General features: G+C 71.7%; 19 protein-coding genes. 7 read left to right on the forward strand and 12 right to left on the reverse strand.

Going from position 1 to position 23377, the window contains the following annotated elements:
- On the reverse strand, window positions 1-1488 hold the full coding sequence (locus ACFE7W_RS13970; RefSeq protein WP_375425412.1) for an alpha-L-fucosidase: 1488 nt from the start codon (window positions 1486-1488) through the stop codon (window positions 1-3).
- 87 nt (window positions 1489-1575) lie between these two features.
- On the opposite strand from ACFE7W_RS13970, the gene ACFE7W_RS13975 reads away from it, so the two are divergent.
- A complete protein-coding gene (locus ACFE7W_RS13975) occupies window positions 1576-2631 on the forward strand; it encodes an aldo/keto reductase (protein ID WP_375425413.1) in 1056 nt (351 codons plus the stop codon).
- A gap of 16 nt (window positions 2632-2647) precedes the next feature.
- Here ACFE7W_RS13975 and ACFE7W_RS13980 read toward each other — a convergent pair whose 3' ends face one another.
- The 5 genes from ACFE7W_RS13980 to ACFE7W_RS14000 all read right to left on the reverse strand — a co-directional run bounded on the left by ACFE7W_RS13980 (window position 2648) and on the right by ACFE7W_RS14000 (window position 8017).
- Window positions 2648-3988 carry an alpha-L-fucosidase gene (locus ACFE7W_RS13980; RefSeq protein WP_375425414.1) on the reverse strand — a complete coding sequence of 447 codons (1341 nt, stop codon included), beginning with the start codon at window positions 3986-3988 and terminating at the stop codon, window positions 2648-2650.
- A complete protein-coding gene (locus ACFE7W_RS13985; RefSeq protein ID WP_375425415.1) occupies window positions 3985-4824 on the reverse strand; it encodes a FadR/GntR family transcriptional regulator in 840 nt (279 codons plus the stop codon). Before ACFE7W_RS13985 ends, ACFE7W_RS13980 begins: the two co-directional genes overlap by 4 nt.
- Complete coding sequence (locus ACFE7W_RS13990; protein ID WP_375425416.1) at window positions 4821-5732, reverse strand: carbohydrate ABC transporter permease; 912 nt, start codon at window positions 5730-5732, stop codon at window positions 4821-4823. Before ACFE7W_RS13990 ends, ACFE7W_RS13985 begins: the two co-directional genes overlap by 4 nt.
- Window positions 5722-6657: a carbohydrate ABC transporter permease gene (locus ACFE7W_RS13995; RefSeq protein ID WP_375425417.1), complete on the reverse strand. Its 936-nt coding sequence runs from the start codon at window positions 6655-6657 to the stop codon at window positions 5722-5724. The genes ACFE7W_RS13990 and ACFE7W_RS13995 overlap by 11 nt, the downstream gene beginning before the upstream one ends.
- Before the next feature lie 94 nt (window positions 6658-6751).
- Window positions 6752-8017 carry an ABC transporter substrate-binding protein gene (locus ACFE7W_RS14000; protein WP_375425418.1) on the reverse strand — a complete coding sequence of 422 codons (1266 nt, stop codon included), beginning with the start codon at window positions 8015-8017 and terminating at the stop codon, window positions 6752-6754.
- Between the two features lie 291 nt (window positions 8018-8308).
- On the opposite strand from ACFE7W_RS14000, the gene ACFE7W_RS14005 reads away from it, so the two are divergent.
- Window positions 8309-9313, forward strand: a complete 1005-nt coding sequence (locus ACFE7W_RS14005) for an aldo/keto reductase (protein WP_375425419.1) — start codon at window positions 8309-8311, stop codon at window positions 9311-9313.
- Between the two features lie 9 nt (window positions 9314-9322).
- Here ACFE7W_RS14005 and ACFE7W_RS14010 read toward each other — a convergent pair whose 3' ends face one another.
- The 3 genes from ACFE7W_RS14010 to ACFE7W_RS14020 all read right to left on the reverse strand — a co-directional run bounded on the left by ACFE7W_RS14010 (window position 9323) and on the right by ACFE7W_RS14020 (window position 13300).
- Window positions 9323-10339, reverse strand: a complete 1017-nt coding sequence (locus ACFE7W_RS14010; protein ID WP_375425420.1) for a LacI family DNA-binding transcriptional regulator — start codon at window positions 10337-10339, stop codon at window positions 9323-9325.
- Between the two features lie 156 nt (window positions 10340-10495).
- Entirely contained in the window at window positions 10496-12349 is a 1854-nt protein-coding gene (locus ACFE7W_RS14015) for a SpoIVB peptidase S55 domain-containing protein (protein WP_375425421.1), read from the reverse strand.
- A 171-nt stretch (window positions 12350-12520) separates the two neighbouring features.
- Complete coding sequence (locus ACFE7W_RS14020; protein WP_375425422.1) at window positions 12521-13300, reverse strand: IclR family transcriptional regulator; 780 nt, start codon at window positions 13298-13300, stop codon at window positions 12521-12523.
- Between the two features lie 81 nt (window positions 13301-13381).
- Here ACFE7W_RS14020 and hutH point away from each other — a divergent pair, with 81 nt between their 5' ends.
- Genes hutH through hutI form a run of 4 tightly spaced genes read left to right on the forward strand, consistent with a single transcriptional unit; the run spans window position 13382 to window position 19122 of the window.
- Window positions 13382-14944: a histidine ammonia-lyase gene (gene hutH, locus ACFE7W_RS14025; protein WP_375425423.1), complete on the forward strand. Its 1563-nt coding sequence runs from the start codon at window positions 13382-13384 to the stop codon at window positions 14942-14944.
- Window positions 14945-14981: 37 nt separating this feature from the next.
- The gene (locus ACFE7W_RS14030; RefSeq protein WP_375425424.1) at window positions 14982-16637 is read left to right on the forward strand and encodes a urocanate hydratase; all 1656 of its coding nucleotides are present in this window, start codon (window positions 14982-14984) and stop codon (window positions 16635-16637) included.
- Window positions 16637-17965 (forward strand): formimidoylglutamate deiminase, encoded by a 1329-nt coding sequence (locus tag ACFE7W_RS14035; RefSeq protein ID WP_375425425.1) that lies wholly within the window; start codon window positions 16637-16639, stop codon window positions 17963-17965. The genes ACFE7W_RS14030 and ACFE7W_RS14035 overlap by 1 nt, the downstream gene beginning before the upstream one ends.
- Complete coding sequence (hutI, locus tag ACFE7W_RS14040) at window positions 17959-19122, forward strand: imidazolonepropionase (protein WP_375425426.1); 1164 nt, start codon at window positions 17959-17961, stop codon at window positions 19120-19122. The genes ACFE7W_RS14035 and hutI overlap by 7 nt, the downstream gene beginning before the upstream one ends.
- Window positions 19123-19230: 108 nt before the next feature.
- Here the strand turns inward: hutI and ACFE7W_RS14045 are convergent, their stop codons facing one another.
- On the reverse strand, window positions 19231-20502 hold the full coding sequence (locus ACFE7W_RS14045; RefSeq protein ID WP_375425427.1) for an amidohydrolase: 1272 nt from the start codon (window positions 20500-20502) through the stop codon (window positions 19231-19233).
- A 105-nt stretch (window positions 20503-20607) separates the two neighbouring features.
- On the opposite strand from ACFE7W_RS14045, the gene ACFE7W_RS14050 reads away from it, so the two are divergent.
- Window positions 20608-21057: a hypothetical protein gene (locus tag ACFE7W_RS14050; protein ID WP_375425428.1), complete on the forward strand. Its 450-nt coding sequence runs from the start codon at window positions 20608-20610 to the stop codon at window positions 21055-21057.
- A gap of 64 nt (window positions 21058-21121) precedes the next feature.
- Here the strand turns inward: ACFE7W_RS14050 and ACFE7W_RS14055 are convergent, their stop codons facing one another.
- Together ACFE7W_RS14055 and ACFE7W_RS14060 are read right to left on the reverse strand one after the other, a co-directional pair.
- On the reverse strand, window positions 21122-22153 hold the full coding sequence (locus tag ACFE7W_RS14055) for an alcohol dehydrogenase catalytic domain-containing protein (protein ID WP_375425429.1): 1032 nt from the start codon (window positions 22151-22153) through the stop codon (window positions 21122-21124).
- 85 nt (window positions 22154-22238) lie between these two features.
- The gene (locus tag ACFE7W_RS14060; RefSeq protein WP_375425430.1) at window positions 22239-23375 is read right to left on the reverse strand and encodes a sensor histidine kinase; all 1137 of its coding nucleotides are present in this window, start codon (window positions 23373-23375) and stop codon (window positions 22239-22241) included.
- Window positions 23376-23377 lie beyond the last annotated feature (2 nt).

Consider the following 23377-nt stretch of genomic DNA (forward strand, 5'->3'; position numbering starts at 1 on the left):
TCAGAGGTGGAAGCCGGTGCGGCGCTTGCCGGGCTCGGCGGGGGCGACCTCGACGCGGACGGTGACGCCGAAGCTGCTGGGCCGGTCGGCGGGCAGGGTGACGTGCAGGGCGTCGGGATCGACGGACCAGGCGAGCTCGCCCGAGTGGCCCAGCACGGTCACGTCCGCGACTGCGCCGCCGACCAGGCCGGCGTTGCTGCCGAAGCTGGCCACCCGGAGCTGTCCGTCGGCCGGCCAGTCGAGCGCGGTCGCGTACAGGAACTCGCCCTCGACGCCCTTGCGGGAGGTGAAGCGGAAGTCCGACGCGGTGTAGCGGGTGGCGGAGGAGTCGGTGAAGTAGCCGCTGCGCTGCTCGGTCGGCCCCTCGGCCGCGATCTGCCAGGGCCGGGTGCCGTAGATCGCCTCGCCGTGGACGCCCAGCCAGCGGCCGATCGTCTGCAGCAGCTGCTGCTCGGGCTCGGCGATGGTGCCGTCGGGCTTCGGTCCGAGGTTCAGGAGCAGCACGCCGTTCTTGCTGACCACGTCGACCAGCTCGGCGAGGATCTCGTCCGCGCTCTTGTAGTCGTGGTCCTCGATCCAGGACCACGAGTTCCGCGAGACCGAGGTGTCGTTCTGCCAGACCGTCGGGTGGATGCCGCCCAGCGCGCCCCGCTCGATGTCGTACACGGCGGTACCGGGCCGGAACGCCTCGTACTTGTACTGGATGACCACGCCGCGGTGCCAGCGGACGGCCTGGTTGTAGTAGTAGGCCGCGATCTTGCGCAGCCAGGGCTCGAAGGCCGGCTGCTCGATCCACCAGTCGAACCACAGCACCTGCGGCTCGAAGGTGTCGATGATCTCGATCGTGCGCAGGAACCAGTCGATCAGGAACTGGTCGTTGGGCTGCATGGCCTGGGACTGGGCCGGCCCGTAGAAGTCAGCCGTCGCGGGGTTCAGCACGTCGGAGGGGCTCAGCGTGCCGCCGTTCATGAACCACCAGTGCTCGGCCCGGTGGCTCGAGGCCCCGAAGACCATCGACTGGCGCCGGACCGACTCCGCCAGCTCACCCAGGACGTCGCGCTGCGGGCCCATCGCCGTGGCCTTCCAGCGGCTGCGGCCGGAGTCGTACATGGCGAAGCCGTCGTGGTGCTCGGCGACCGGGACCACGAACTGGGCGCCCGCCTCGCGGAAGAGCTGGGCCCAGGCGTCGGGGTCGTACGCGTCGGCGGTGAAGGAGGGGATGAAATCGGCGTAGCCGAACTCGTCCTGCGAGCCGTAGGTGGCGCGATGGTGCTCGAACTCGGGGCGGCCCTCCACGTACATGTGACGCGCGTACCACTCGTTGCCGAAGGCGGGCACGGAGTAGACGCCCCAGTGCAGGAAGATGCCGAACTTGGCCTCGGCGAACCAGCGCGGCACCTCATACGCCGCCAACGACTCCCAGGTGTCGCTGTACGGCCCGGTCTCGATCACGGCCGCGATCCGTTCCAGGTCCTGCTGGTCCGTCATGGGTTCTCCTCGTCGTCGAGCGTGCTGGGGAAGTCTAGGGCGCGGCACCGGTCCAAGGCAAACGTTTGCGCACCCTAGGATGAGTGCATGACCGAGTCGCCGAAGACCGTCCTGCGCCGCCGTCCGATCCGGGGGACCGGGGTCGCCCTGACCGAGCTGGGCTTCGGTGCCGCGGTGATCGGCAACCTGTACACCGCCACTCCCGAGGAGGTGGCGACCGAGGCCGTGACGGCAGCCTGGGACGGCGGTCTCCGCTACTTCGACACCGCACCGCACTATGGGCTGGGCCTGTCGGAGCGGCGGCTGGGCCGGGGGCTGCGCGGCCGCCCCCGCGCCGAGTGTGTCGTGTCGTCCAAGGTGGGTCGGCTGCTGGTGGCCAACGAGCACCCCACGGGCCGGGACGACGACATCTTCGAAGTGCCGGGCGACCTGCGCCGGGTCCGCGACTACAGCCGGGACGGCGTCCGGCGCTCGATCGAGGACACGCTGGCCCGCACCGGCCTGGACCGGCTGGACGTGGTCTACGTGCACGACCCGGACGAGTACTGGCCGCAGGCGGCCGACGAGGCGATGCCGGCCCTGGCCGAGCTCCGCGACGCGGGAGTGGTCGGGGCCATCGGGGCGGGGATGAACAGCACGGCCATGCTCACCAGGTTCCTGCGCGAGACCGCCGCGGACGTGGTGATGCTGGCCGGTCGCTACACCCTGCTCGACCAGTCCGGGCTCGACGACGTGCTGCCGGCCGCCACCGAGCTCGGCAAGTCCGTGGTGGCCGTCGGCGTCTTCAACTCCGGCCTGCTGGCCCGCGCCGAGCCGGCCGCCGGCGCCGCCTATGACTACGCGCCCGCGCCGCCTGCGCTGCTGGACCGGGCCCGTCGGATCGCCGCGGTCTGCGGACGGCACGCGACGACGCTTCCGGCTGCGGCCATCGCGTTCCCCTTGGCCCACCCGGCCGTCGTGAACGTCACGCTGGGCATGCGCACCGCCGGCGAGGTGAGGACCAACCTCGACCACTACGCCCGCGACGTCCCCGTCGGGGTCTGGGAGGAGCTGCGGTCCGAGGGCCTGCTGCGCCCCGACGCCCCCACCGCCGGCCACCGACCTGTCAGGGCCGGCGGTCGCCCGAGCAATCCTCGACGCTGACAAGTCGGGGGAGGGGTCACCAGGGGATGATGACCACCGCGGGGCCGTCGGCGAGCTCGTCGATGCGCACCTCGAGTCCGGCGTCGGAGCGGGTCACCGAGCCCGTCCCGTAGAGCACCTCGGCCCGGTCGAGGGCCGCCCTGTCCGCGGGCAGGGCGAGCGGGGTGGTGCCGATCTGGTCGACCAGCGCGACGAGGTGGTCGGGCGTGGAGAGCCAGCGCACCCAGGGGTCGTCTCCGGCCGGTGCGGCGGGGGAGTCCCAGCGCGAGGCGGAGCGGACGGTCGTGCCCACTGCGGCCATCCAGCGGCCGAGGGAGCGCAGCGACTCCTGCTGGATCGCCGGGATCTCGCCCTCGGCCGTCGGGCCGACGTTGAGCAGCAGCCGGCCGCCGCGGGAGACCACGTCGCCGAGGAGCCGCGCCAGCTGGTGACCGGACAGCACGACATCGGTGTCCTCGAGCTGGTTGTAGCCGAAGGAGAAGCCGAGGCCTCGGCACTGCTCCCAGTTCGTGCCGGTCTCGATGTCGGTGCCGTGCTCGTACTCACTGGTGCGGTAGTCCGCGTGCGTCTCGCCCCAGCGGTCGTTCACCACCCCGTCGGGGTTGGCGGCGTAGAAGTCGGTGAAGAGCTCGTGCAACGACCACGCGCCCGTGCGCTTGCCCGAGTCGGGCCAGTTGATGTCGTTCCACAGCACGTCGGGGGAGTACCGCTGCATCAGGTCGCGCACGTGCAGCAACGCGTAGGCGTTGTAGGCGGCGTCGTTCGGCCTCAGCCCGCTCACCTCGGCGCCGGTGGTGTGCGGGCCGAACGAGCTGACGCTCCAGTCGAGGCCGCCGGAGTAGTAGACCCCGAAGTGCATCCCCTCGGCCCGGACGGCGTCGGCAAGTGCGCCCACCAGGTCCTGCCGCGGGCCGCGGTGCACGGTGTTGCGGGTCCCGGTGCCCGGGGCGTCCCACAGCGCGATGCCGTCGTGGTGCTTGGTGGTCGGGATCACGTACGCGGCTCCGGCGTCGGCGAAGAGCTGCGCCCAGGCCGCCGGGTCGAACCTCGAAACCTTCCAGGCGTCCAGGAAGTCGTCGTAGGGTGCGTCCCCGTAGGTCTCCCGGTGGTGCTCGGCCGCGGGGCTGCCCGGGATCCGGATGGTGTTGCCGTACCACTCCGCGTAGGCGTTGTGGGCGAACCACTCTTCCTCGGGTACCGCCCCCAGCGCACCGCTGGGCTCGGCCCACGCCGGTACGGAGTAGGCGCCCCAGTGGATGAAGATGCCGAGCTTGGCCTCGGGCACCCAGGCCGGCAGCGGGCGTGAGACGTCTGCCCAGATGTCGGTCTCGGGCGGGGTCGTGGTCGGTGAGGTCATCGGGCTCCTTCGCCTCGGTGGAAACGGGTGGTCTGGATCGATACCTCGGCCGCGGCCTGGGTGCTCCAGCCGGGGGGCAGGGCGCGGACCCAGGCCTCGACGCCGGCGACGTGCACCGTGGCGGTCGCCCGGGCCAGCTCGACGTCGCCGTCCTCCAGCGCCCCGACGATGGCCTCGTGCTCGGCGACGGTGCGCTCGATGATCCCCGGCACCGACAGCCCCCGCCACGTCCGCATCCGCATCGTGGGGGCGGTCAGGCCGTCCAGCAGGGCCACCAGCAGCTCGTTGCCGGAGGCGCGGGCGATCGCGTGGTGGAACTCCCAGTCCAGCTCGACGGCCTCCCGGGCCTGTTCCTCGCTGAGCTCGGGCCGGATCAGCGTCCGCAGGTGGTCGAGCTCTGGACCGGTGATCCGGCTGGCGGCCATGGCGGTCGCCGAGGGCTCGAGGATGCGGCGGACACCGACCAGGTCGGCCATGGTGTCCTCGCGCTGGAGGTCCATGGCCAGGCCGAGCGCGTTGAGGAGCAGCTCGGGGCCGAGGTTGGTGATGTAGCTGGCGTCGCCCTGGCGGGTGTCGATCACCCCCAGCAGGGTGAGGGCGCGGACGGCTTCCCGCAGCGAGGTCCGGGACAGTCCGAGCTCGGCCGCGAGGTCGGACTCGGGCGGCAGCTTGTCCCCCGGAGCCAGCTCACCGGTCAGGATCATGTGCCGGATCCGGGTGATCGCGTCATCGGTCACGCTGGTCCGGGTCCGCCGTGAGGGAGCCCGGAACGGGGGCAGCGCGGCGTGCAGGGGCCAGCGGGAGACGGGGGGCTCCAACGCCGGGTCGAGGGTCATCGCCCGCCCAGACCGGAGAGCGCGATCCCGCGGACCAGGTACTTCTGCAGCGCCAGCACGAGCAGGACCGTGGGGACCATCGAGATCGTGGCGGCCGCCATCAGCAGCTCCCAGCGCTGACCCTGCTGGCCGAGAAAGAGCTGCAGCCCCAGCGGGACCGTCATCTGGTTGGTGTCGTTGATGATGATCAACGGCCACAGGAAGCTGTTCCAGAAGCTGATGAAGGTGAAGACAGCGAGCACGGCAAAGGCCGGAGCGGCGATGGGCACGATGATGCTGGTCAGGATGCGCACGTGGCCGGCGCCGTCGATCTTGGCCGCCTCCTCGAGCTCGATGGGGATGGTCAGGAAGAACTGACGCAGCAGGAAGGTTCCGAACGCGGTGAAGGCCCACGGCAAGATCAGCGCCTTGTAGGAGTTGACCCAGCCCAGCTGCTGCATGATCAAGAACATCGGGATGACGATCACCTCCTGCGGCACGATCAGCGTGCTGAGGTAGAGCACGAAGAGCTGCTCGCGCATCCGGAAGTGCAGCCGCGCAAAGGCGTACGCCGACATCGCCGAGGCCACCAGGGTGATCAAGGTGCCGACCCCGGCGACGAAGAGGGTGTTGAGGATGAAGCGACCGAACGGCAGGTAGTTCCAGGCCTCACGGAAGTTGCCGAACATGATGTGCTCGCCGAACGGCTTCGGGGGCACCGTGAAGACCTCCGCGCTGCCCTTCAACGCCGACAGCACCATCCAGATGAGCGGCAGCAGGAACACGATCGCGACCACGGTCAGCAGGCTCTGGGAGACCACCAGCGACGCCCGCCCGCGACGACGACGGGGTCGGTCCACCGGCGCAGGGCTGGTCTGTTCCGACGGTGGCAGGTCCCGCACCCCGACGGGGACGACGTCACTGGTCATAGTTGACCCACCTTCTCTGGCCGATGAACTGGAAGATGGTGATCACCAGGATGATCACGAAGAGCACCCAGGCGATGGCTGAGGCCAGGCCCAGCTTGAAGAACTGGAAACCCTGCTCGTACAGGTAGACCACCATCGTGGTGGTGCTGTTACCCGGTCCGCCGCCGGTCAGCACGTAGGCCTGCGTGAACACCTGGAACGACGAGATGAGGGTCAGCACCACGGCGAAGAAGATCGAGGGCGTGAGCAGCGGCAGGATGATCCGGAAGAAGCGGGCGAGGTTGCCGGCGCCGTCCAGGGACGCCTGCTCGCTCAGCGTCTGCGGCACGGCGTCCAGGGCGGCGGAGAAGACCAGCATGTTGTAGCCGAAGCCCTGCCAGATGCTCAACAGCACCACCGCAGACATCGCCCACGTCGTGGAGCCGAGGAAGTTCGGGGCCTGCCGGTGCAGCCAGGTCTGCGACAGTGAGTCGATCAGGCCGTTGGGGGAGAGGATGAGGGAGAAGATCGCTGCGTTGGCCACCACCGGGGTGACGGCCGGGATGAAGAAGAGGGTGCGGTAGAAGCCGCGGCCCTTGATCCGCGGACTGATCCAGACGGCCAGGCCGAGCGAGATCACGATGTTCAGCGGGACGTAGAGCACCACGAACAGCAAGGTGTTGCCGATCGCGGTCAGGAACTCGGGCTTGTGCAGCAGGGTCTGGAAGTTCTTCAGGCCGACGAACGTGTGCCGGCCCAGGACCGGCCAGTTGTAGAAGCTGAGGGCCAGGGACGCCAGGATCGGGAACGTGGTGAAGACCAGCAGCCCGATCAGGCTGGGGGACAGGAACCCTGCGGCAGCAGCGCCGTCCCCCCGGCGCCCGCGCCTGATCTGGGCCGCACTCGCGGTGCCAGCCGTGGAGATGGTGCTGACGGGTAGAGCCATGGACGAGGTCCTCTCACTGACGGCCGGAAAAGGCTGCCCCCCCGCCCCGAGCTCGTCGAGAGGCCGTCGACGAGCTCAGGGGCGAGGGGGTCGATCAGGAGTCGCCCTGCTGCTGGGTCTGGCTCAGCAGGTCATCGACGGTGCCCTGGCCGTTGTAGGTGGCCACGGCCTGCTTGGCGTAGACGGTGGTGACCTGCTGCCAGGTCTCGGTGGTCCTGAAGGGCACCGAGTTCTCCAGGGCGTAGTCCATGACGGGCTTCACGTCCTCGGTGTTGTTGCCCTTGTACCAGGACTCCTGCGCCGAGATCAGCGCCGGGTACGCCCTGCCCTGGGTACCGAGGTACTGCTCGGCCTCGCTGCCCGTGATGACACTGATTGCCTTGAACGCCTCGTCGGGGTTCTTGCAGCTCTGGGTGACGCCGAAGCCGGAGCCGTCGGACCAGGTCTTGGAACCGGTTGCGCCGGTCGGCATCGGGGCGATGCCGACCTTGAACTTGGCCTGGGCCCGGGCGTTGATCAGGTCCCAGGGTCCGTCGAGGGACATGTAGGCGTTGCCGGCGAGGAACTGGTTGGCCGACGCGCTGGAGGAGTTCGCGCTGGGAATCTGCGGGGAGACCTTGTCCTTGCTCACCAGGTCGGTGTACATCTGCACGCTGGCCTTCCACTCCGGGTTGTTCACGTCGAGCTTGCCGGCGTCGTTGACGGCGGCCTTGCCGGAGGAGCTCAGTACGAACGGCATCACGGCGCTGATGTCGCTCTGGGCCCAGAACCCGTACTTCGGGGCCTTGGTCAGGGCCTTGGCGTCGGCCAGGAACTCCTCCTGCGTCCAGCCCTGCTTGGGCTCTTTGAGGCCGGCGGCCTTGAAGGCGTCCTTGTTGTAGAAGACGACGAACGGACCGACGTCGTAGGGGAGCGCGACCTGCTTGCCGTCGTACTGCAGGCCCTGGGTGATGCTCGGCACGTAGTCGGCGGCTTTGACGCCTTCCTTGGCCATGTAGTCGTCCAGCGGCACCAGCAGGCTGCCGAACTGGGGGGCGCGCTGGCCCTGCAGGCCGATGATGCAGGCGGCACCACCGCTGGCCGCCTGGGTGGTGAGCTTGGTCCAGAAGTCGTTGAACGGCGTGGTCTCGAACTTGATCTTGATGTTCGGGTACTTCGCCGTGACCATGTCGCCGACGTGGAGCCAGGCGTTCTTCTCGACGTCCGAGCCCGACCACATGAACCAGGTCAGCTCGACGGGCTGGTCACCGGAGCCGGTGGAGCTGGTGCCCCCACCACCCCCGCTTCCGCTACCACAGGCAGCCAGCAGGACGGTGGCCGCGGCCGCCGACACGATCTTGGTGAGACGAGAGATTCGCACAGCACTCCTCGGCAGACAGCGTTGTCCTCGCCGACCGGGTGGGCGGCGCGAAGGTGACGTGGGACACACGTCAGACCTCGTAGGTCTGATCGTTGACCCGCTCCTGCCCCCGTGTCAAGGACTGACCCTCGAGCAATTTCTCTTCCAACGCTGCAGCCGGAGGGACCAAGAGCAAACGCTTGATCTTGACCTCGCTCCGAGGCAAGAATGGGGGCGCAAAGGTCCGAGGACTGCCGGTTTGGGGTGAACGCGGCATGGTCGGACCGTCGACCTCGACGAGGAGGACCCCCGATGGAGTACACCAAGCTCGGCCGTTCGGCGATGAGCGTGAGCCGCATCTGCCTGGGCACGATGCACTTCGGCCCGAAAGCCACGGAGGAGGAGTCGCACGCCATCCTGGACCGGGCGGTCGAGATGGGCATCACCTTCATCGACACCGCCAACGTCTACGGCGGGGACGCCGGCCGGGGGCGCTCGGAGGAGATCATCGGGAGCTGGCTCGCCGCCCGTCCGGGGGTGCGGGACGAGATCGTGCTGGCCACGAAGGTCTACCACCCGATGGGAGACCTGGGTGCCGCCCGGGCCGAGCAGGGATTCTCGGCCTACAAGGTGCGCAAGCACCTGGCCGACTCACTGCGCCGGCTGCGGACCGACCGCGTCGACCTCTACCAGATCCACCACATCGACGAGCAGGTCTCGGCGGAGGAGCTGTGGGGGACCTACGAGCGGGTCGTCGCCGACGGCTCGGTGCTCTACGCCGGCTCGAGCAACTACTCCGGCTGGGGCCTGGCGCGGGCCCAGCTGCAGGCGTGGCAGCGCGGCTTCACCGGCTTCGTCTCCGAGCAGACCCAGTACAACCTCCTCAGCCGGGTGCCGGAGATGGAGGTGCTGCCCGCGGCCCAGGCGTTCGGCGTCGGCGTGATCGTCTACATGCCGTTGGGCGGTGGCCTGCTGACGGGCAAGACGCAGTCCTTCGACGGGTCCCGGACCCGCCAGGTCGAGGAGGAGTACGGGATCTCCCTCGGCTCGGGCAACTCCCAGTTCGTCGACTTCTCGGCGCTCTGCCGCGAGATCGGGGAGCCGGAGCATGTCGTGGCCACCGCCTGGGTCCTGCAGCACCCGGCCGTCAGCTCGGCGATCGTCGGCGTCCGCACTCCTCAGCAGCTCGACGGCCTGGACCGGGCGGCCGCGCTGGCGCTGGACGAGTCCGCGATGGCCCGCCTGGACGACATCTTCGACATCAACCGGGGCCGCAAGATCGGCAAGGGTCGCTCGCCGCAGGCCCACTCCTGGTGAGCCGACCCCTCAGGGAGCGCTGAGGAAGCGGGTGGACTCCCGCAGCATCAACCGGGGAGCGGGGTCGGCGACCACGTGGTCCTCGACGGGGAGGGCGTGCAGCCGGTTGTACAGGGCCCGGACGGCCGCCTGGCCCAGCTGGTGCATCGGCATCTTCACCGCGGTCAACGGGGGCCAGGTGTTCTCGGCGGTCCAGGCGTCGTGCACGGCCACGACCGAGAGGTCGCCGGGGACGTCCAGGCCCAGCCGACGCGCCTCCTGCAGCGCTCCGATGGCCGCGTTCACGTTCGCCACCACGAGCGCGGTCGGGGCGGCGGGGCGGGTCATCACCCGGCGCAGCGCGTCGCGGCCCTGCTGCGCGGTGTAGCCGAGCGTGGTCATCCAGTTCCGGGCGGCGGGAACCCCGGCGGCCCGCATCGTGGCCAGGAAGCCGGCGCGTCGGCGGCGGGCGGTCCAGGTGTGCGGCAGCCCGCCCAGCAGGCCGATGTCGCGGTGCCCGAGCTCCAGCAGGTGCTGGGTGGCCATGCCGGCCCCGCGCTCGTCGTCGAGGACGACGCCGCTGGCGTGGCCCGCCTCGACCGAGTTGATGAACACCACCGGCAGGTCCGCGTCGACCAGCTCCTGCAGGTCCTCGAGCCGGCTGGTGTCCCCGACCTGGACGAGCATCCCGTCCACCCGTCCCTCCCCGACCAGCCGGCTCACCATCTCCCCGCCCGGCTTGAGGTCCTCGGATCGGCCGAGCAGCAGCATGTAGCCGCAGCGCGCCGCCTCCTCCTCCACGCCCAGCACCAGCTCGGTCAGGAAGGCGTTCGTCAGGTCGGGCGCCACCAGCGCGATGACGTCGGTGCGGGAGAACTTCAGCGCCCGACCGGCGAAGTTGGGCCGGTAGTTGAGCTCGCGCGCTGCCGCACGGATGCGTTCGCGGGTCTGCGGGCTGACCCGCGCCTCCGGGGCGTCGCTCAACACCCGCGACACCGCGCTGACGGAGACGCCGGCCCGCAGGGCCACGTCACTCAAGGTCGCCATCGGCAGGGGGCTCCGGAGCACAGCTGGTCGGTCCGGACGCCGCAGTGCGCCGGGAACGCTCACCCTACCGGGATGAGCGCCCGACACGTCGACCGAACGACGCTGCGCCTCGCCCCGGAAAGGGACGAGGCGCAGCAGGTCGAGCGGGTCAGCCGGTCAGCGCACCCGGACCAGGATGTCGCGGCCGCCGGTGACGGTCAGCGTGTCCAGCTTGCTGGTCTTGGCGGCCGTGACGGTCGAGCCCTCGTCGTCGTCGTCGTAGCTGAGCTCGGCGACCACGGCGTTGTTGCGGGGAGCCGACTTGATCGAGGAGATGACCTTGTTCAGCGACCCGTTTGCGCTGTCGGAGTCTCCACACTCGTCGTCGAACAGGCACCCCTCCTCGTCGAAGTCACCGAAGTCGCTCAGCGCCGCACCGCCGATCACCGACAGGCTCGCGACCTGGCCGCGGGCCTTCTTCGGCACGGTCATGCCGAGCGTCAGGAAGTGGGTACCGGTGCCCCGGTACTCCTTCATCCCGACGTGGATCTTCAGCGTGTCGCCCACCTGGAGGTTGAGCCGCTTCGCCTGGGTGAACTTGCCCCCGTTCACCGAGACCGACATGACGGTGATGTGACGCTGGCGGTACTTGGTCTTCATGGTGGAGGCGAAGCTGATGTTGTCGATGGTGACGGCTTCGTAGTCGTTGTTGACGAGCTGGTCGACCGCCGACGCGACGTCGATCGCCGGGGAAATCGTCACGTCGTCGCGCGAGGCCCACGAGTTGGCCCGGCTGAGCGAGAAGGGCTTCCCGCCGGCCCGCGTGCCGCTGATCGTCCAGTTGCTGCTCGCGATGCCGTCGTTCCACTCATCGAAGACGGCGTCCTGGCCGGCGAAGACGATGTAGGGCAGCAGGCCCGAGAGTGACTTCGGGTCGGAGACCTGCGTGGTCCCGGTGCGGGAGGCGCGGGTGTCCCGGTTCTCGGTCACGGTGGTCACCGTGGTGGTGTCCGGGGTCTTGGTCAGGTCAGCCCGGACGCCTTCGGTGCGGTCCTGGTCGAGCGTCCCGATCGGCGCGCCGAGGTTGGCCATCTTGAACGACCCGAAGGTGTTGTCCTGGACGATGGCCAGGGAGTCGGCGTTGTTCGCGGTGTAGCTGACCGGTCCGGCCAGGTCGATCGGGTGACCGAAGGCGAGGGCCTGGTCACCGCAGACCAGCGTGGTGGTGCCGGTCCCGAAGGCGTCGACGTCACCCGAGGAGATGCTGTAGGAGAAGTTGCCGCCGGCCTCCGGCCGTTCCGTGGGCGTGCCGCCCGCGGCGGACCCGGAGTGGCCTCCCGCCGCGTAGGCCTTGTAGGTCCGACCCGCACTGGTCAGGTCCGACTGCAGCCGGTCGACGCGACCGGAGGAGAGTCCGCTCACGCCCAAGGGGGTGACGATGGGCTGCAGCGTGCCCTTGGGGGTCGACGTGCCGGCCTTCGCCGCCAGCTGCTTGCGCGCCGCGGTCGACAGCTTGAGCCTGGCGTTGGTCTGCTGGGCGGGCCGCCGCGCGGCGGCTCCGCCGAGGTCGAGCAGGGGAGCCATGTCGGCGGCGGGGGTGAGTCCGCCGATGGGGGAGGGTGCCAGGGTGAAGCCGTACGAGACCGCGCCCAACAGCTTGCCGTCCACGTACACCGGTGAGCCCGACATGCCGGCCCAGATACCGGCTCCCTGGTCGATCACGTGCTCACCCGGGAGGTCGGAGACCTTGATCATGATCAGGTCGCGGCCGGCGCCGATGCCGTTCTTCATCACGCCCAGCACCTCGACCTTGAACGGTGAGGGTGTCGTCCCCGTCACCACCGTGAGGCCCTGACCGACCATGCCCGTCGTCACCGAGCCCACCGGCACGGTCTGCGGACAGTCGGGGACCACCCGCGGGGTGACGGGTGCGGCGTGGGCGGGGGCGGCAAGGGAGCCGCCCAGGACGGCCAGCAGCAGGGCGCTCCCTGCTGCGACGGTCCTGCGGCTCCGTAACCGAGCTCGGGTCATCGAGACACCTTCCAGATCTGGTCGACCAGTTCGTTCCGGCACGCGCCGGTGCCGGTCGACATCGGAAACCTAGAGGGGGACGGAGCGAGCGCGATACCTGAAACCGCTCTCAGCCTGGTCACAAGATCGTCACAAGTTTGTGAGGTGGCTCGAGTGACCCGCGCACACCGTTCAGTGCGTGCGGAGGCTGAGCCGACGGGTCAACTGCTCGGCCGCTCCGGTGACCGCCCGGACCAGCTCGGCTCGAGCCGGTCCATCCGTCGCATCGTCCGGGTAGGTGGCGGCGACGGCGGCGACGGGGTGGCCGGTGTGGTCCAGCGCCGCCCGCCCGACCGAGGAGAGGCCGCTGGTCACCGAGCCCTGCTCCACCGCATGACCCCGACGCCGGACGTCGACCAGCAGCCGACGCAGGGCCGTCGGGGTCGCCGGGCTCGACGCGGTAGCGGCACCAGCGGCCGACCCTGTGAGGGCGCTGGCGTCGGGGAAGAGGGCCCGCACCTGAGCCGTCGGGAGCGCCGCGAGCAGGGCCAGACCGCTGGCCGTCACCGGCGCCGGCAGGCGGACACCGACGTCGGTGACCAGAGCCGGCCGGCCGGGTGCCCGCTCCTCGATCACGTAGAGCACGTCGCGGCCCGAGAGGACCGCCAGGTGGGCGTTGACTCCCGTCCGGTCGACCAGCCGTCGGACCAGCGGACGGGCGATCCGGGCCAGCGGCGCCTGCCTCGAGTAGGCCGAGCCCAGCTCGTACGCGGCCACGCCGAGCCCGTAGGTACGGCTCTCGGGGAGGTAGCTGACGTACCCCTGGTCGGCCAGGACCGCGAGCAGCCGGTAGGTCGTGGAGCGGGCCAGCCCGAGGTCGGTGGCGATCCGGGACGCGGCGAGGGGCTCGGCCTGACCGCCGAGCAGGGTCAGCAGCTGGAGGGCCCGAGCAGCGGCGGGAGAGTCCGGCACGTGATCACTGTCTCACTGGCGGGACAGATTCCGGGCGGCGGACCTGGCGGCGGGGCTCCGGCCGGCGGTTCGATGGGAGGCATGGAGCAGCTCGAGATCGAGATCGGCACCGGCGGGGTCGCACCGGCGGACGTCGTCGCGGTGGCCCGGCACGATGCTCGGGTCACCCTTTCGGTGGACAGCCGCGCCGAGGTGGCCGCGAGCCGGAAGATCGTCGAGGCCCTGGCCGAGGACGTCAACCCGCACTACGGCGTCTCCACCGGGTTCGGCGCCCTGGCCACCCGGCACATCGCCGTCGGCCAGCGGCTCGCGTTGCAGCGCAGCCTGGTCCGCTCGCACGCGGCCGGTTCCGGCCCGGAGGTCGAGCGCGAGGTCGTCCGTGCCCTGATGGTGCTGCGGACCGCGACCCTGGCTACCGGCCGCACCGGCGTCCGGGTCGGGACCCTGACGGCCTACGTCGACCTGCTGAACTCGGGAGTGACGCCCGTGGTCCACGAGCACGGCAGTCTCGGCTGCTCCGGCGACCTCGCGCCGTTGGCCCACTGTGCCCTCGTGCTCACCGGTGAGGGCGAGGTGCGGGACGCGTCCGGCCGCCGGCGGCCCGCCGCGGAGGCGCTGGCTGAGGCGGGTCTGAGACCGGTCGTCCTCGCCGAGAAGGAGGGGCTGGCGCTGATCAACGGCACCGACGGGATGCTCGGCATGCTCGTCCTCGCCATCGCGGACCTCCGGGCCCTGCTGCGGGTGGCCGACATCACCGCGGCGATGAGCGTCGAGGCGCTGCTCGGCACTGACGACGTCTTCGCCGCCGACCTGCAGCGGCTGCGGCCCCATCCCGGCCAGGTGGCCTCGGCCGCCAACCTGCGCACCCTGCTCAGCGGCAGCCCGATCCGGGAGAGCCACCGGCTGGTGCCCGGACAGCCAGGCGGCTGCACCCGCGTCCAGGACGCGTACTCGCTGCGCTGCTCGCCCCAGGTGGCGGGGGCGGTCCGCGACACCGTCGACCACGCGGCACGGGTGGCGGACGTCGAGCTGTGCTCGGCGGTCGACAACCCGGTGGTCACCCTCGACGGTCGGGTCGAGTCCAACGGCAACTTCCACGGCGCGCCCGTCGGCTACGTGCTCGACTTCCTCGCCATCGCCGTCGCCGACCTCTCCTCGATCGCCGAGCGGAGGACCGACCGGCACCTGGACGCTGCCCGTAGCAACGGGCTGCCGCCCTTCCTCGCCCACGACCCCGGCGTCGACTCCGGGCTGATGATCGCCCAGTACACCCAGGCTGCGGTGGTCTCGGAGCTGAAGAGGCTGGCCGTCCCGGCCTCGGTCGACTCCATCCCCAGCTCGGCGATGCAGGAGGACCACGTCTCGATGGGCTGGTCCGCGGCCCGCAAGCTGCGCCGGGCCGTCGACGGGCTGACCCGGGTGCTGGGGATCGAGCTGATGGTCGCCGCCCGCGCCCTGGACCTGCGCTCGCCGCTGGTTCCCGCCCCCGCGACGGCGGCGGCGGTCGCCGCCCTCCGCGCCGCCGGGGTCGAGGGCCCCGGTCCCGACCGCTGGCTGGCCCCTGAGATCGAGACCTGCGTCCAGCTCGTCGCCACCGGCGGTCTGCTCGCCGCCGTCGAGGCCGTCACGGGCCCCCTGAAGTAACCGAACCCCGACCCACCACCAGCGAAGGAGATCCACCATGGAAGGCGCCCGACCTGTCCGCGCTCCCCGCGGCACCGCGCTGACCGCCCGGTCCTGGCAGACCGAGGCTCCGCTGCGGATGCTGATGAACAACCTCGACCCCGAGAACGCCGAGCGCCCCGACGACCTGGTGGTCTACGGCGGCACCGGTCGCGCCGCCCGGGACTGGCGCTCCTACGACGCGATGGTGCGTACGCTCACCACCCTCGCGCCGGACGAGACGATGCTGGTGCAGTCCGGCCGGCCTGTCGGGGTGATGCAGACCCACGAGTGGGCGCCCCGGGTGATCCTGGCCAACTCGAACCTGGTGGGGGACTGGGCCACCTGGCCGGAGTTCCGTCGGCTCGAGCAGCTGGGCCTCACCATGTACGGCCAGATGACGGCCGGTTCGTGGATCTACATCGGCACCCAGGGCATCGTCCAGGGCACGTACGAGACCTTCGCCGCCGTCGCCGAGCTCCGCTTCGGCGGCAGCCTGGCCGGCACGCTCACCCTGACCGGCGGCTGCGGCGGGATGGGCGGTGCGCAGCCGCTCGCGGTCACCATGAACGACGGTGTCTGCCTGATCGTGGACGTCGACCGCGCCCGGCTCGAACGGCGCCGCCAGCACCGCTACCTGGACGAGGTCGCCGACGACCTGGACTCTGCGGTCGCGCTGGCCCTCGCCGCCAAGGACGCTCGAGAGGCCCGCTCGATCGGGGTCGTCGGCAACTGTGCCGAGGTCTTCCCCGAGCTGCTGCGCCGCGGCGTGGCCATCGACATCGTCACCGACCAGACCAGCGCCCACGACCCGCTGGCCTACCTGCCGGTCGGGGTCGAGCTGGCCGACTGGGCCGAGATGGCGGCGGCCAAGCCGGCCGAGTTCACCGAGATGGCCCGGGACTCGATGGCCCGCCACGTCGAGGCGATGGTGGGCTTCCAGGACGCGGGCGCCGAGGTCTTCGACTACGGCAACTCGATCCGCGACGAGGCCCGCCAGGGTGGCTACGCCCGCGCGTTCGACTTCCCGGGCTTCGTCCCGGCCTACATCCGGCCGCTCTTCTGCGAGGGCCGTGGGCCGTTCCGCTGGGCTGCGCTGTCGGGCGACCCTCGCGACATCGACGTCACCGACCGGGCCGTGATGGACCTGTTCCCCGACCAGGACCGGTTGCAGAAGTGGATGCGCGGCGCGCGGGAGAAGATCGCGTTCCAGGGGCTGCCCGCCCGGATCTGCTGGCTCGGCCACGGCGAGCGGGACCGGGCCGGCCTGGCCTTCAACGACCTGGTGGCCTCCGGCGCGGTGAGCGCGCCGATCGTCATCGGCCGGGACCACCTGGACGCGGGTTCGGTGGCCAGCCCGTACCGGGAGACCGAGTCGATGCTCGACGGCTCCGACGCGATCGCGGACTGGCCGCTGCTGAACGCGCTGGTCAACACCGCCTCCGGCGCCACGTGGGTCTCGATCCACCACGGCGGCGGCGTCGGTATCGGCCGGTCGCTGCACGCCGGTCAGGTCTCGGTGGCCGACGGGACCCCGCTCGCGGCGCAGAAGCTGGCCCGGGTGCTGCGCAACGACCCGGAGATGGGCGTCATCCGGCACGTCGACGCCGGCTACGAGCGCGCCGAACAGGTCGCCGCCGACCACGGGGTGCGGATCCCGCTGCGGGAGGGCTGATGCCGCAGGCCTATTGGGTCGAGCACGCCTGGCTGCCGGACGGGTGCCGGGCCGGGGTGCGGCTGGTGGTGGCGAACGGTCGGTTCACCTCGGTCGAGGTCGGCCCTGCCGAGCCCGGCGACGAGATGCTGCACGGGGTCGCCCTGCCCGGCTTGGCCAACGGGCACAGCCACGCGTTCCACCGGGCGCTGCGCGGCCGGACCCACTCCGGGGGTGGGAGCTTCTGGACCTGGCGGGACCAGATGTACGCGGTCGCCCGCCGGCTCGACCCGGACCGCTACCTGGCGCTGGCCCGGGCCACCTTCGCGGAGATGGTGCTCGCCGGTTGGACGGCCGTGGGGGAGTTCCACTACCTGCACCACGGCCCGGACGGCCGCCCGTACGCCGACCCGAACGCGATGGGTGCGGCCCTGGTGCAGGCGGCGGCCGAGGCCGGGATCCGGCTCACCGTGCTCGACGTCTGCTACCTCAGCGGCGGTCTGGGGCCCGACGGCCACCTGCCGCTGGACGAGGTGCAGCGACGGTTCTCCGACGGCTCGGTCGACGGCTGGGCCGAACGGGTGGCGGACTTCGCACCCCGGGGCGACGTCGTCGTGGGCGCGGCCGCGCACTCGGTCCGGGCCGTTTCACCGCGCGCCCTAACCGAGCTGGCTGCAGTCCGGACCGACGGCCCGCTGCATGTCCACCTCAGCGAGCAACTTGCCGAGAACGCGGCCGCGCTGGCCTGCTACGGCGCCACCCCCACCCGGTTGCTGGCCGACGCGGGGCTGCTCGGCCCGCAGACCACGGCCGTGCACGCCACCCACCCCACCGACGGCGACGTGACTCTGCTCGGCGACGCGACGGTCACCGCCTGCTTCTGCCCGACCACCGAACGCGACCTGGCCGACGGCCTCGGCCCGGCGTCCGCGCTGGCCCGGGCCGGCAGCCCGGTCAGCCTGGGGTCGGACAGCCACGCCGTGGTCGACCCGTTCGAGGAGCTGCGGGGGCTTGAGCTGAACGAGCGGCTCTCCTCCGGCCGACGGGGCTGCTTCACTCCGGCCGAGCTGGTCACCGCGGGGTCCGCGAATGGCTACGCCAGCCTGGGCCGCGACGGGGACGGGCGGCTGGCCGTCGGTGCCTCGGCCGACTTCGTCGTGGTCCGCGGCGACTCCGTCCGGACCGTCGGGGCCGAGCCGGAGCAGATCATCTTCGCCGCGACGGGCGCCGACGTCGACCGGGTCGTCGTCGCCGGTGAGACGGTGGTCCGCGACGGACGGCACCGGCTGGGCGACCCCGCCCGGCTGCTCGCGGCCGCGCTGGGCGACCTGTGGGAGGAGCGGTGCTGAGCACCCTCGTCACCGGTATGGCCGAGCTCATCACCTGCGACGGCACCGGGCCGGACGGCCTCGGCCGGCGGGACCGCTCCGCGCTGGTGGCCGAGGACGGGCTGATCGGCTGGATCGGCCCCGCCTCGCAGGCCCCGGCGTGCGACCGGCGGATCGACCTCGAGGGCCGCAGCGTCGTCCCCGGGTTCGTCGACGCCCACACCCACCTCATCTTCGCCGGTGACCGGAGCGCGGAGTTCGTCGCCCGGATGGGGGGTGAGTCCTATGACGGCGGCGGCATCGCGAGCACCGTCGAAGCCACCCGGGCCGCGGGCGAGGACGAGCTGCGCCGGCTGCTCGCCCATCGGGTCGCCGAGCTGCGCCGCCAGGGCACGACGACGGTGGAGATCAAGAGCGGCTACGGCCTGAGCGTGACCGAGGAGGTCCGGGCCCTGCGGCTGGCCGGCGAGGTCACCAGCGAGACCACGTTCCTCGGCGCCCATGTCGTCCCGGCGGGCGCGGACCGCGCGGACTACCTCACCCTGGTCACGGGCGAGATGCTGGCCGCCGCCGCCCCGTACGCGCGCTGGGTGGACGTCTTCTGCGAGCCGGCCTCGCCGCACGCCTTCGACGAGGACGAGGCGCGAGCCGTGCTGACCGCCGGGGCCGCCGCCGGCCTGGGGCTGCGGGTGCACGGCAACCAGCTCGCCCCGGGTCCCGGCGTCCGGCTGGCCGTCGAGCTCGGCGCGGCCAGCGTCGACCACTGCACCCACCTGAGCGACGCCGACGTGGGGGCGCTCGCCGACGCCCGCGCCACCACGGTCGCCACCCTGTTGCCGGGTGTCGAGTTCAGCACCCGCTCTCCCTACCCCGACGCGGCCCGGCTGCTGGCGGCCGGCGTCCCGGTGGCCCTGGCCACGGACTGGAACCCCGGGACCTGCGCGTCGAGCTCGATGCCCTTCGTGATCGCTCTTGCCGTCCGCGAGCTGGGGATGACCCCGGCCCAGGCGCTGTTCGCCGCGACGGCGACCGCCGCGGCGTCGCTGCGCCGGACCGACGTCGGACGCCTCGTCGTCGGCGCCCCGGCCGATCTCACCGTCCTCGACGCCCCGAGCTTCACCCACCTGGCCTACCGGCCGGGGGTCCCCCTCGCGTCGGCGCTGGAGCTACCGGGCTGACTCCCTGAGAAATTCAGTCCAGTTCGAGCCGGCCACGGCCGTTCAGGCGGTGGGCCCGACCTCGGTCCCGAACTGGAATGAGTTTCTCAGGGCCGGACGCCGATAAGGTCAGGCGCCCGCGCGACGATAGGGGTCGACGGTGACCCCGCGGCCGAGCGATTCGTCGAAGTCGTAGACCCGCCGACCCTCGACGACGACGGTGCGGGCCCGGCTCATGATGTCCAGCGGGTCGCCGTCCCAGATCACCAGGTCGCCGTCCTTGCCCACCTCCAGCGAGCCGACCCGGGCGTCCAGGCCGAGGATCCGGGCCGGGTTGATGGTGAGCGCCCGCAGGGCGGCTCCGCGGTCCAGACCCTCCTTGACGGCCAGGATCGCCTGGTAGACGAGGAAGTTGATCGGGACGACCGGATGGTCGGTGGTGATGGCGATGGTCACGCCGGCGCGGTCGAGCAGGCCGGGATTGCGCAGGTCGCGGAGGTTGACCTCCACCTTGCTGCGCGAGGTGAACAGCGGCCCGATGATGACGGGGATGTGCCGCTCGGCCAGCACGTCGGCCAGCAGGTGGCCCTCCGTGCCGTGGTTGACCACCAGCCGGTAGCCGAACTCCTCCGCCAGCCGGATCGCGGTGGCGATGTCGTCGGACCGGTGGCAGTGCTGGCACCAGGGCAGCTCGCCGTCCAGCACCCGGACCAGCACCTCGGCGTTGGAGTCCCGGTCAAACGGCTTGCCCTCGGCCGCGGCGGCCGCTCGCCGAGCCGCGTAGTCCTGGGCGTCACGCAGGGCGTCCCGGATGACCGAGGCGACGCCCAGCCGGGTGGACGGGGTCTGCTTCTTCTCCCCGTACACCCGCTTCGGGTTCTCCCCGAGCGCCGACTTCACGCTGCACGGCTCGGCGAGGACCATCTCGTCGACCATCCGGCCCCACGTCTTGAGGGCGACGGTCTGGCCGCCGATCGGGTTGCCGGAGCCGGGCTTGACCACCACCGCGGTGATCCCGCCGGCCAGGGCGTCCCGGAAGCCTTCGTCGGCGGGGTTGATCCCGTCCAGAGCCCGGAAGCGCGCCCCAGCCGGGTCGGTCAGCTCGTTGCCGTCGGAGCCGGCCCAGCCAAGCCCCTCCTCGTGCACCCCGACGTGGGCGTGGGACTCGACGAAGCCCGGCAGCACCCACGAGCCCTCGGCCCGGATGACCTGCAACCCCTCGGGCACGTCGACGTCGGCGCCGACCGCGGCGACCACCCCGCCAAGGACTAGGACGGTGCCCGACTCGACCACCTCGCCCACCACCGGCACGATCCGCCCACCCACCACGGCGAGGTCACCGCCCCGGGGGAGTCGTCGGGGGGCGGGTTCGGTCTCGGGGTCGGGCTCGGACACGGTCACCGTCGCCACGCTACCCGCGGTCCTCGGGACCGGCCGAGCCGTCACATCCAGGGCGGCCAGCCCGTCGAAGGAGTACCAGCAACCGCAGCAGGAGAAGAGGTCGCCATGGGCACCACGAACAGCACCGGCTTCAGCGCCGCCGAGAAGGCCGCCATGAAGGCCCGAGCCGATGAGCTGCGGTCCTCGGGCCGCGTCGGCGCGAAGAAGGCGGACGAGGCCCAGGCATGCCTCGACGCGATCGCCGCCATGGCGGACGGGGACCGCGTGCTCGCGGAACGGGTGCACACCCTCGTCGGCGAGGCCGCGCCCGACCTGCGCCCGAAGACCTGGTACGGGTTCCCCGCCTACGTCGACGGGGACGGCAGGCTGGTGTGCTTCTTCAAGCCGGCCGCCAAGTTCGGCGTCCGGTACGCGACGCTCGGCTTCAGTGACGTGGCGCGGCTGGACGACGGAAACCTCTGGCCGACGGAGTACGCCGTGACCAGCGCTGCCGGCGCGGCGGCCACGACCATCGCGACGCTGCTGCGGAGGGCTGTGAAGACCGCCGCGAGCTGACCGCAACCCACGTGGATCGATCCTGACGCGACTACCCGTCAGGATCGATCCTGCTGACCCGAGCTCACGGAACCAGCGCGATCTTGCCCGATCTGCCGGCATCGGCCAGGGCGTACGCGGCCCCGGCGTCGGCGAGGCCGAAGGTGTCTGAGACCACCACCTCCGGGTGCAGGTCCCAGTAAGGGAGGCGCTCGACCAGCTCGCGCATGTGCTCGAGGCTGGTGACCCAGGACCCGATGATCGTGATCGACGGGTGGATCAACGTCGGGCTGACCTCGGGCACGGTCATCCCGTTGCCCTCACCCACGAGCACCACCCGGCCCCGCGCGCGGGTCACGGCGACGGCGGTGCCCCGTCCGGGTTCGCTGCCCGAGCAGTCGATGGCGACGTGCGCGCCGCCACCGAGCGCCGTCCGGGCGTCATCGACCCGGTCGGCAGCGAAGGCGGCGTCGACCGCGCCGAGCCGGACGGCGAGGTCCCGGCGCTCCGGACTGGGGTCGAAGCCGACGCGCGGGGTGGCCCCGAGCTTGCCGCCCAGCAGGCCGGCGGCCAGCCCGACCGGCCCCAGCCCGACCACGGCGAGGGCGTCCCGACCGCTGACCGCCGCGCGGAGCAGACCCTCGTACGCGGTGCCGAAGCCGCAGGCCACGCAGGCGCCGTCGAGGAAGGTGACGACGTCGGGCAGCACGATGCAGTCCCGCTCCTCGGCCAGGATCAGGTCGGCGTGGCCGCCGTCGCGCTGCCAGCCGTACGCCGCCCGCCGGGGCGACGAGCAGCTGATCTGGTACCCGCGGACACAGTCGTCGCACTGGCCGCAGCCGCTGATGTGGTAGAGGCAGACCCGGTCCCCGACGGCGATCCGGACCGCGCCCGGGCCGACCGCCACGACCTGACCGGCCGGCTCGTGGCCGGCGACGACGCCCTGGTACATCTCCGCCGGATCGCCCTGGAGGTGCTCGCGGTAGATCGCCCGGATGTCGGAGCCGCAGACCGTCGAGGCCCGCATCGCCAGCAGCACCTGGCCGGGTCCAGGCTCGGGGTCGGCCAGCTCGCGGAGCTCGGTGGTGGAATTGCCGGGCAGGTAGACGCCACGCATGTCGGGACCTCAGCTTCGTTGCTCGTGGGAAAAGACGGGACCCAGTATCGAGCCTGCCGACGGGACCTGGCCCGGCGCCCGCCGGTCAGACCGGTCCCGGCAGCCGGGCCTCGACCACCCACCCGCCGGCGCCGGTGGCGCCAGCACTGAACTGCCCGCCCACCCGGCGGATCCGCTGCCGCAGTCCAATGAGGCCCCGGCCGGTCCCGATGAGCGAGCCGCCGCGCTGCTCGCCGGCGTCGTTCTCGACCCGGACGGCCAGACCACGGTCGCAGTCGTCGACGCTGATCACGATCCGCACGTCGGCGCCCGGGGCGTAACGGAGCGCGTTGGTCAGGCTCTCCTGCACCACCCGGAAGGCCAGGTGCGCGACCGGCGCCGGGACCCGGTCGCGGTCGCCGTCAAACCGGCAGCTGACGCTCAGCCCGCTGCGGCTCGCGCGGGTGACCACCTCGTCCACGACGGAGAGGTCGGGAGCGCCCCCCTCGAGCCCGCCATCATCGAGACCGTCGCTGCGCGACAGCAGGTCGATGAGCCGTTCCAGGTCCAGGCTGCCCTGCCGCGCCGACTCCGAGATGGCGGCGAACGCGGCCCGGGCGCGCTCCGGCTCGGCGTCCACGAGGCGCTGCCCGGCGGCCGCCTGGATCACCATCACGCTGATGGCGTGCCCGACGATGTCGTGCAGCTCGCTGGCGATCCGCGTCCGCTCGTGCCTCAGGGCGATCTCGGCGAACAGCTCCCGCTCCTCCTCGAGCTCGAGCAGCCGCGCCGCCAGCTCATCGGCGGTCTCTCTGCGCAGCCGGAGCGCGGTGCCGGTGGCGAAAGGGGGCAGCGTGAAGATGATCGCCGCCACCCAGCTGTCCATCGCGGTCAGGACGGAGAACGCCAGCACGTAGGCGGCGCCGCAGGCGGCCACCACCCACGCCGCTCGCCTGGACCAGCCGAGCGCGAGCACGGCGAAGGCGACCGAGTAGATCGGCAGCGCCGAGTCGGGGAAGTAGCCGCCGACCGCGCTAGCGGCGAGCAGCAGGCCGAGCGCGGTCACCGAGGCGGTACGCGGTCTGCGCCAGCCCACCAGCGCCAGCCCGGCGCCCGCCACCAGCGCGGCGAACAGGTTGCCGGGCAGCGTCGTCGGCCATCCATGCAGCGCCGTCGGCAGCACCACGAGAAGGAGCACCGCCAGCGCGATCCCCGTCCGCTCGAGGGGGGCCAGCCTGGCCACAG

Origin of the sequence: uncultured Friedmanniella sp., from assembly GCF_964244285.1 — a bacterium.
GTDB lineage: Bacteria > Actinomycetota > Actinomycetes > Propionibacteriales > Propionibacteriaceae > Microlunatus.

Bases quoted from the DNA above. Each gene is read 5' to 3' on its own strand.
- ACFE7W_RS13985 (WP_375425415.1), bottom strand. From the start codon at position 4,824: ATGACCCTCGACCCGGCGTTGGAGCCCCCCGTCTCCCGCTGGCCCCTG.
- ACFE7W_RS14005 (WP_375425419.1), top strand. From the start codon at position 8,309: ATGGAGTACACCAAGCTCGGCCGTTCGGCGATGAGCGTGAGCCGCATC.
- ACFE7W_RS14010 (WP_375425420.1), bottom strand. From the start codon at position 10,339: ATGGCGACCTTGAGTGACGTGGCCCTGCGGGCCGGCGTCTCCGTCAGC.
- ACFE7W_RS13975 (WP_375425413.1), top strand. From the start codon at position 1,576: ATGACCGAGTCGCCGAAGACCGTCCTGCGCCGCCGTCCGATCCGGGGG.
- ACFE7W_RS14015 (WP_375425421.1), bottom strand. From the start codon at position 12,349: ATGACCCGAGCTCGGTTACGGAGCCGCAGGACCGTCGCAGCAGGGAGC.
- ACFE7W_RS14030 (WP_375425424.1), top strand. From the start codon at position 14,982: ATGGAAGGCGCCCGACCTGTCCGCGCTCCCCGCGGCACCGCGCTGACC.
- ACFE7W_RS13980 (WP_375425414.1), bottom strand. From the start codon at position 3,988: ATGACCTCACCGACCACGACCCCGCCCGAGACCGACATCTGGGCAGAC.
- ACFE7W_RS14055 (WP_375425429.1), bottom strand. From the start codon at position 22,153: ATGCGTGGCGTCTACCTGCCCGGCAATTCCACCACCGAGCTCCGCGAG.
- ACFE7W_RS13995 (WP_375425417.1), bottom strand. From the start codon at position 6,657: ATGGCTCTACCCGTCAGCACCATCTCCACGGCTGGCACCGCGAGTGCG.
- ACFE7W_RS14050 (WP_375425428.1), top strand. From the start codon at position 20,608: ATGGGCACCACGAACAGCACCGGCTTCAGCGCCGCCGAGAAGGCCGCC.
- ACFE7W_RS13990 (WP_375425416.1), bottom strand. From the start codon at position 5,732: ATGACCAGTGACGTCGTCCCCGTCGGGGTGCGGGACCTGCCACCGTCG.
- ACFE7W_RS14035 (WP_375425425.1), top strand. From the start codon at position 16,637: ATGCCGCAGGCCTATTGGGTCGAGCACGCCTGGCTGCCGGACGGGTGC.
- ACFE7W_RS13970 (WP_375425412.1), bottom strand. From the start codon at position 1,488: ATGACGGACCAGCAGGACCTGGAACGGATCGCGGCCGTGATCGAGACC.
- hutH (WP_375425423.1), top strand. From the start codon at position 13,382: ATGGAGCAGCTCGAGATCGAGATCGGCACCGGCGGGGTCGCACCGGCG.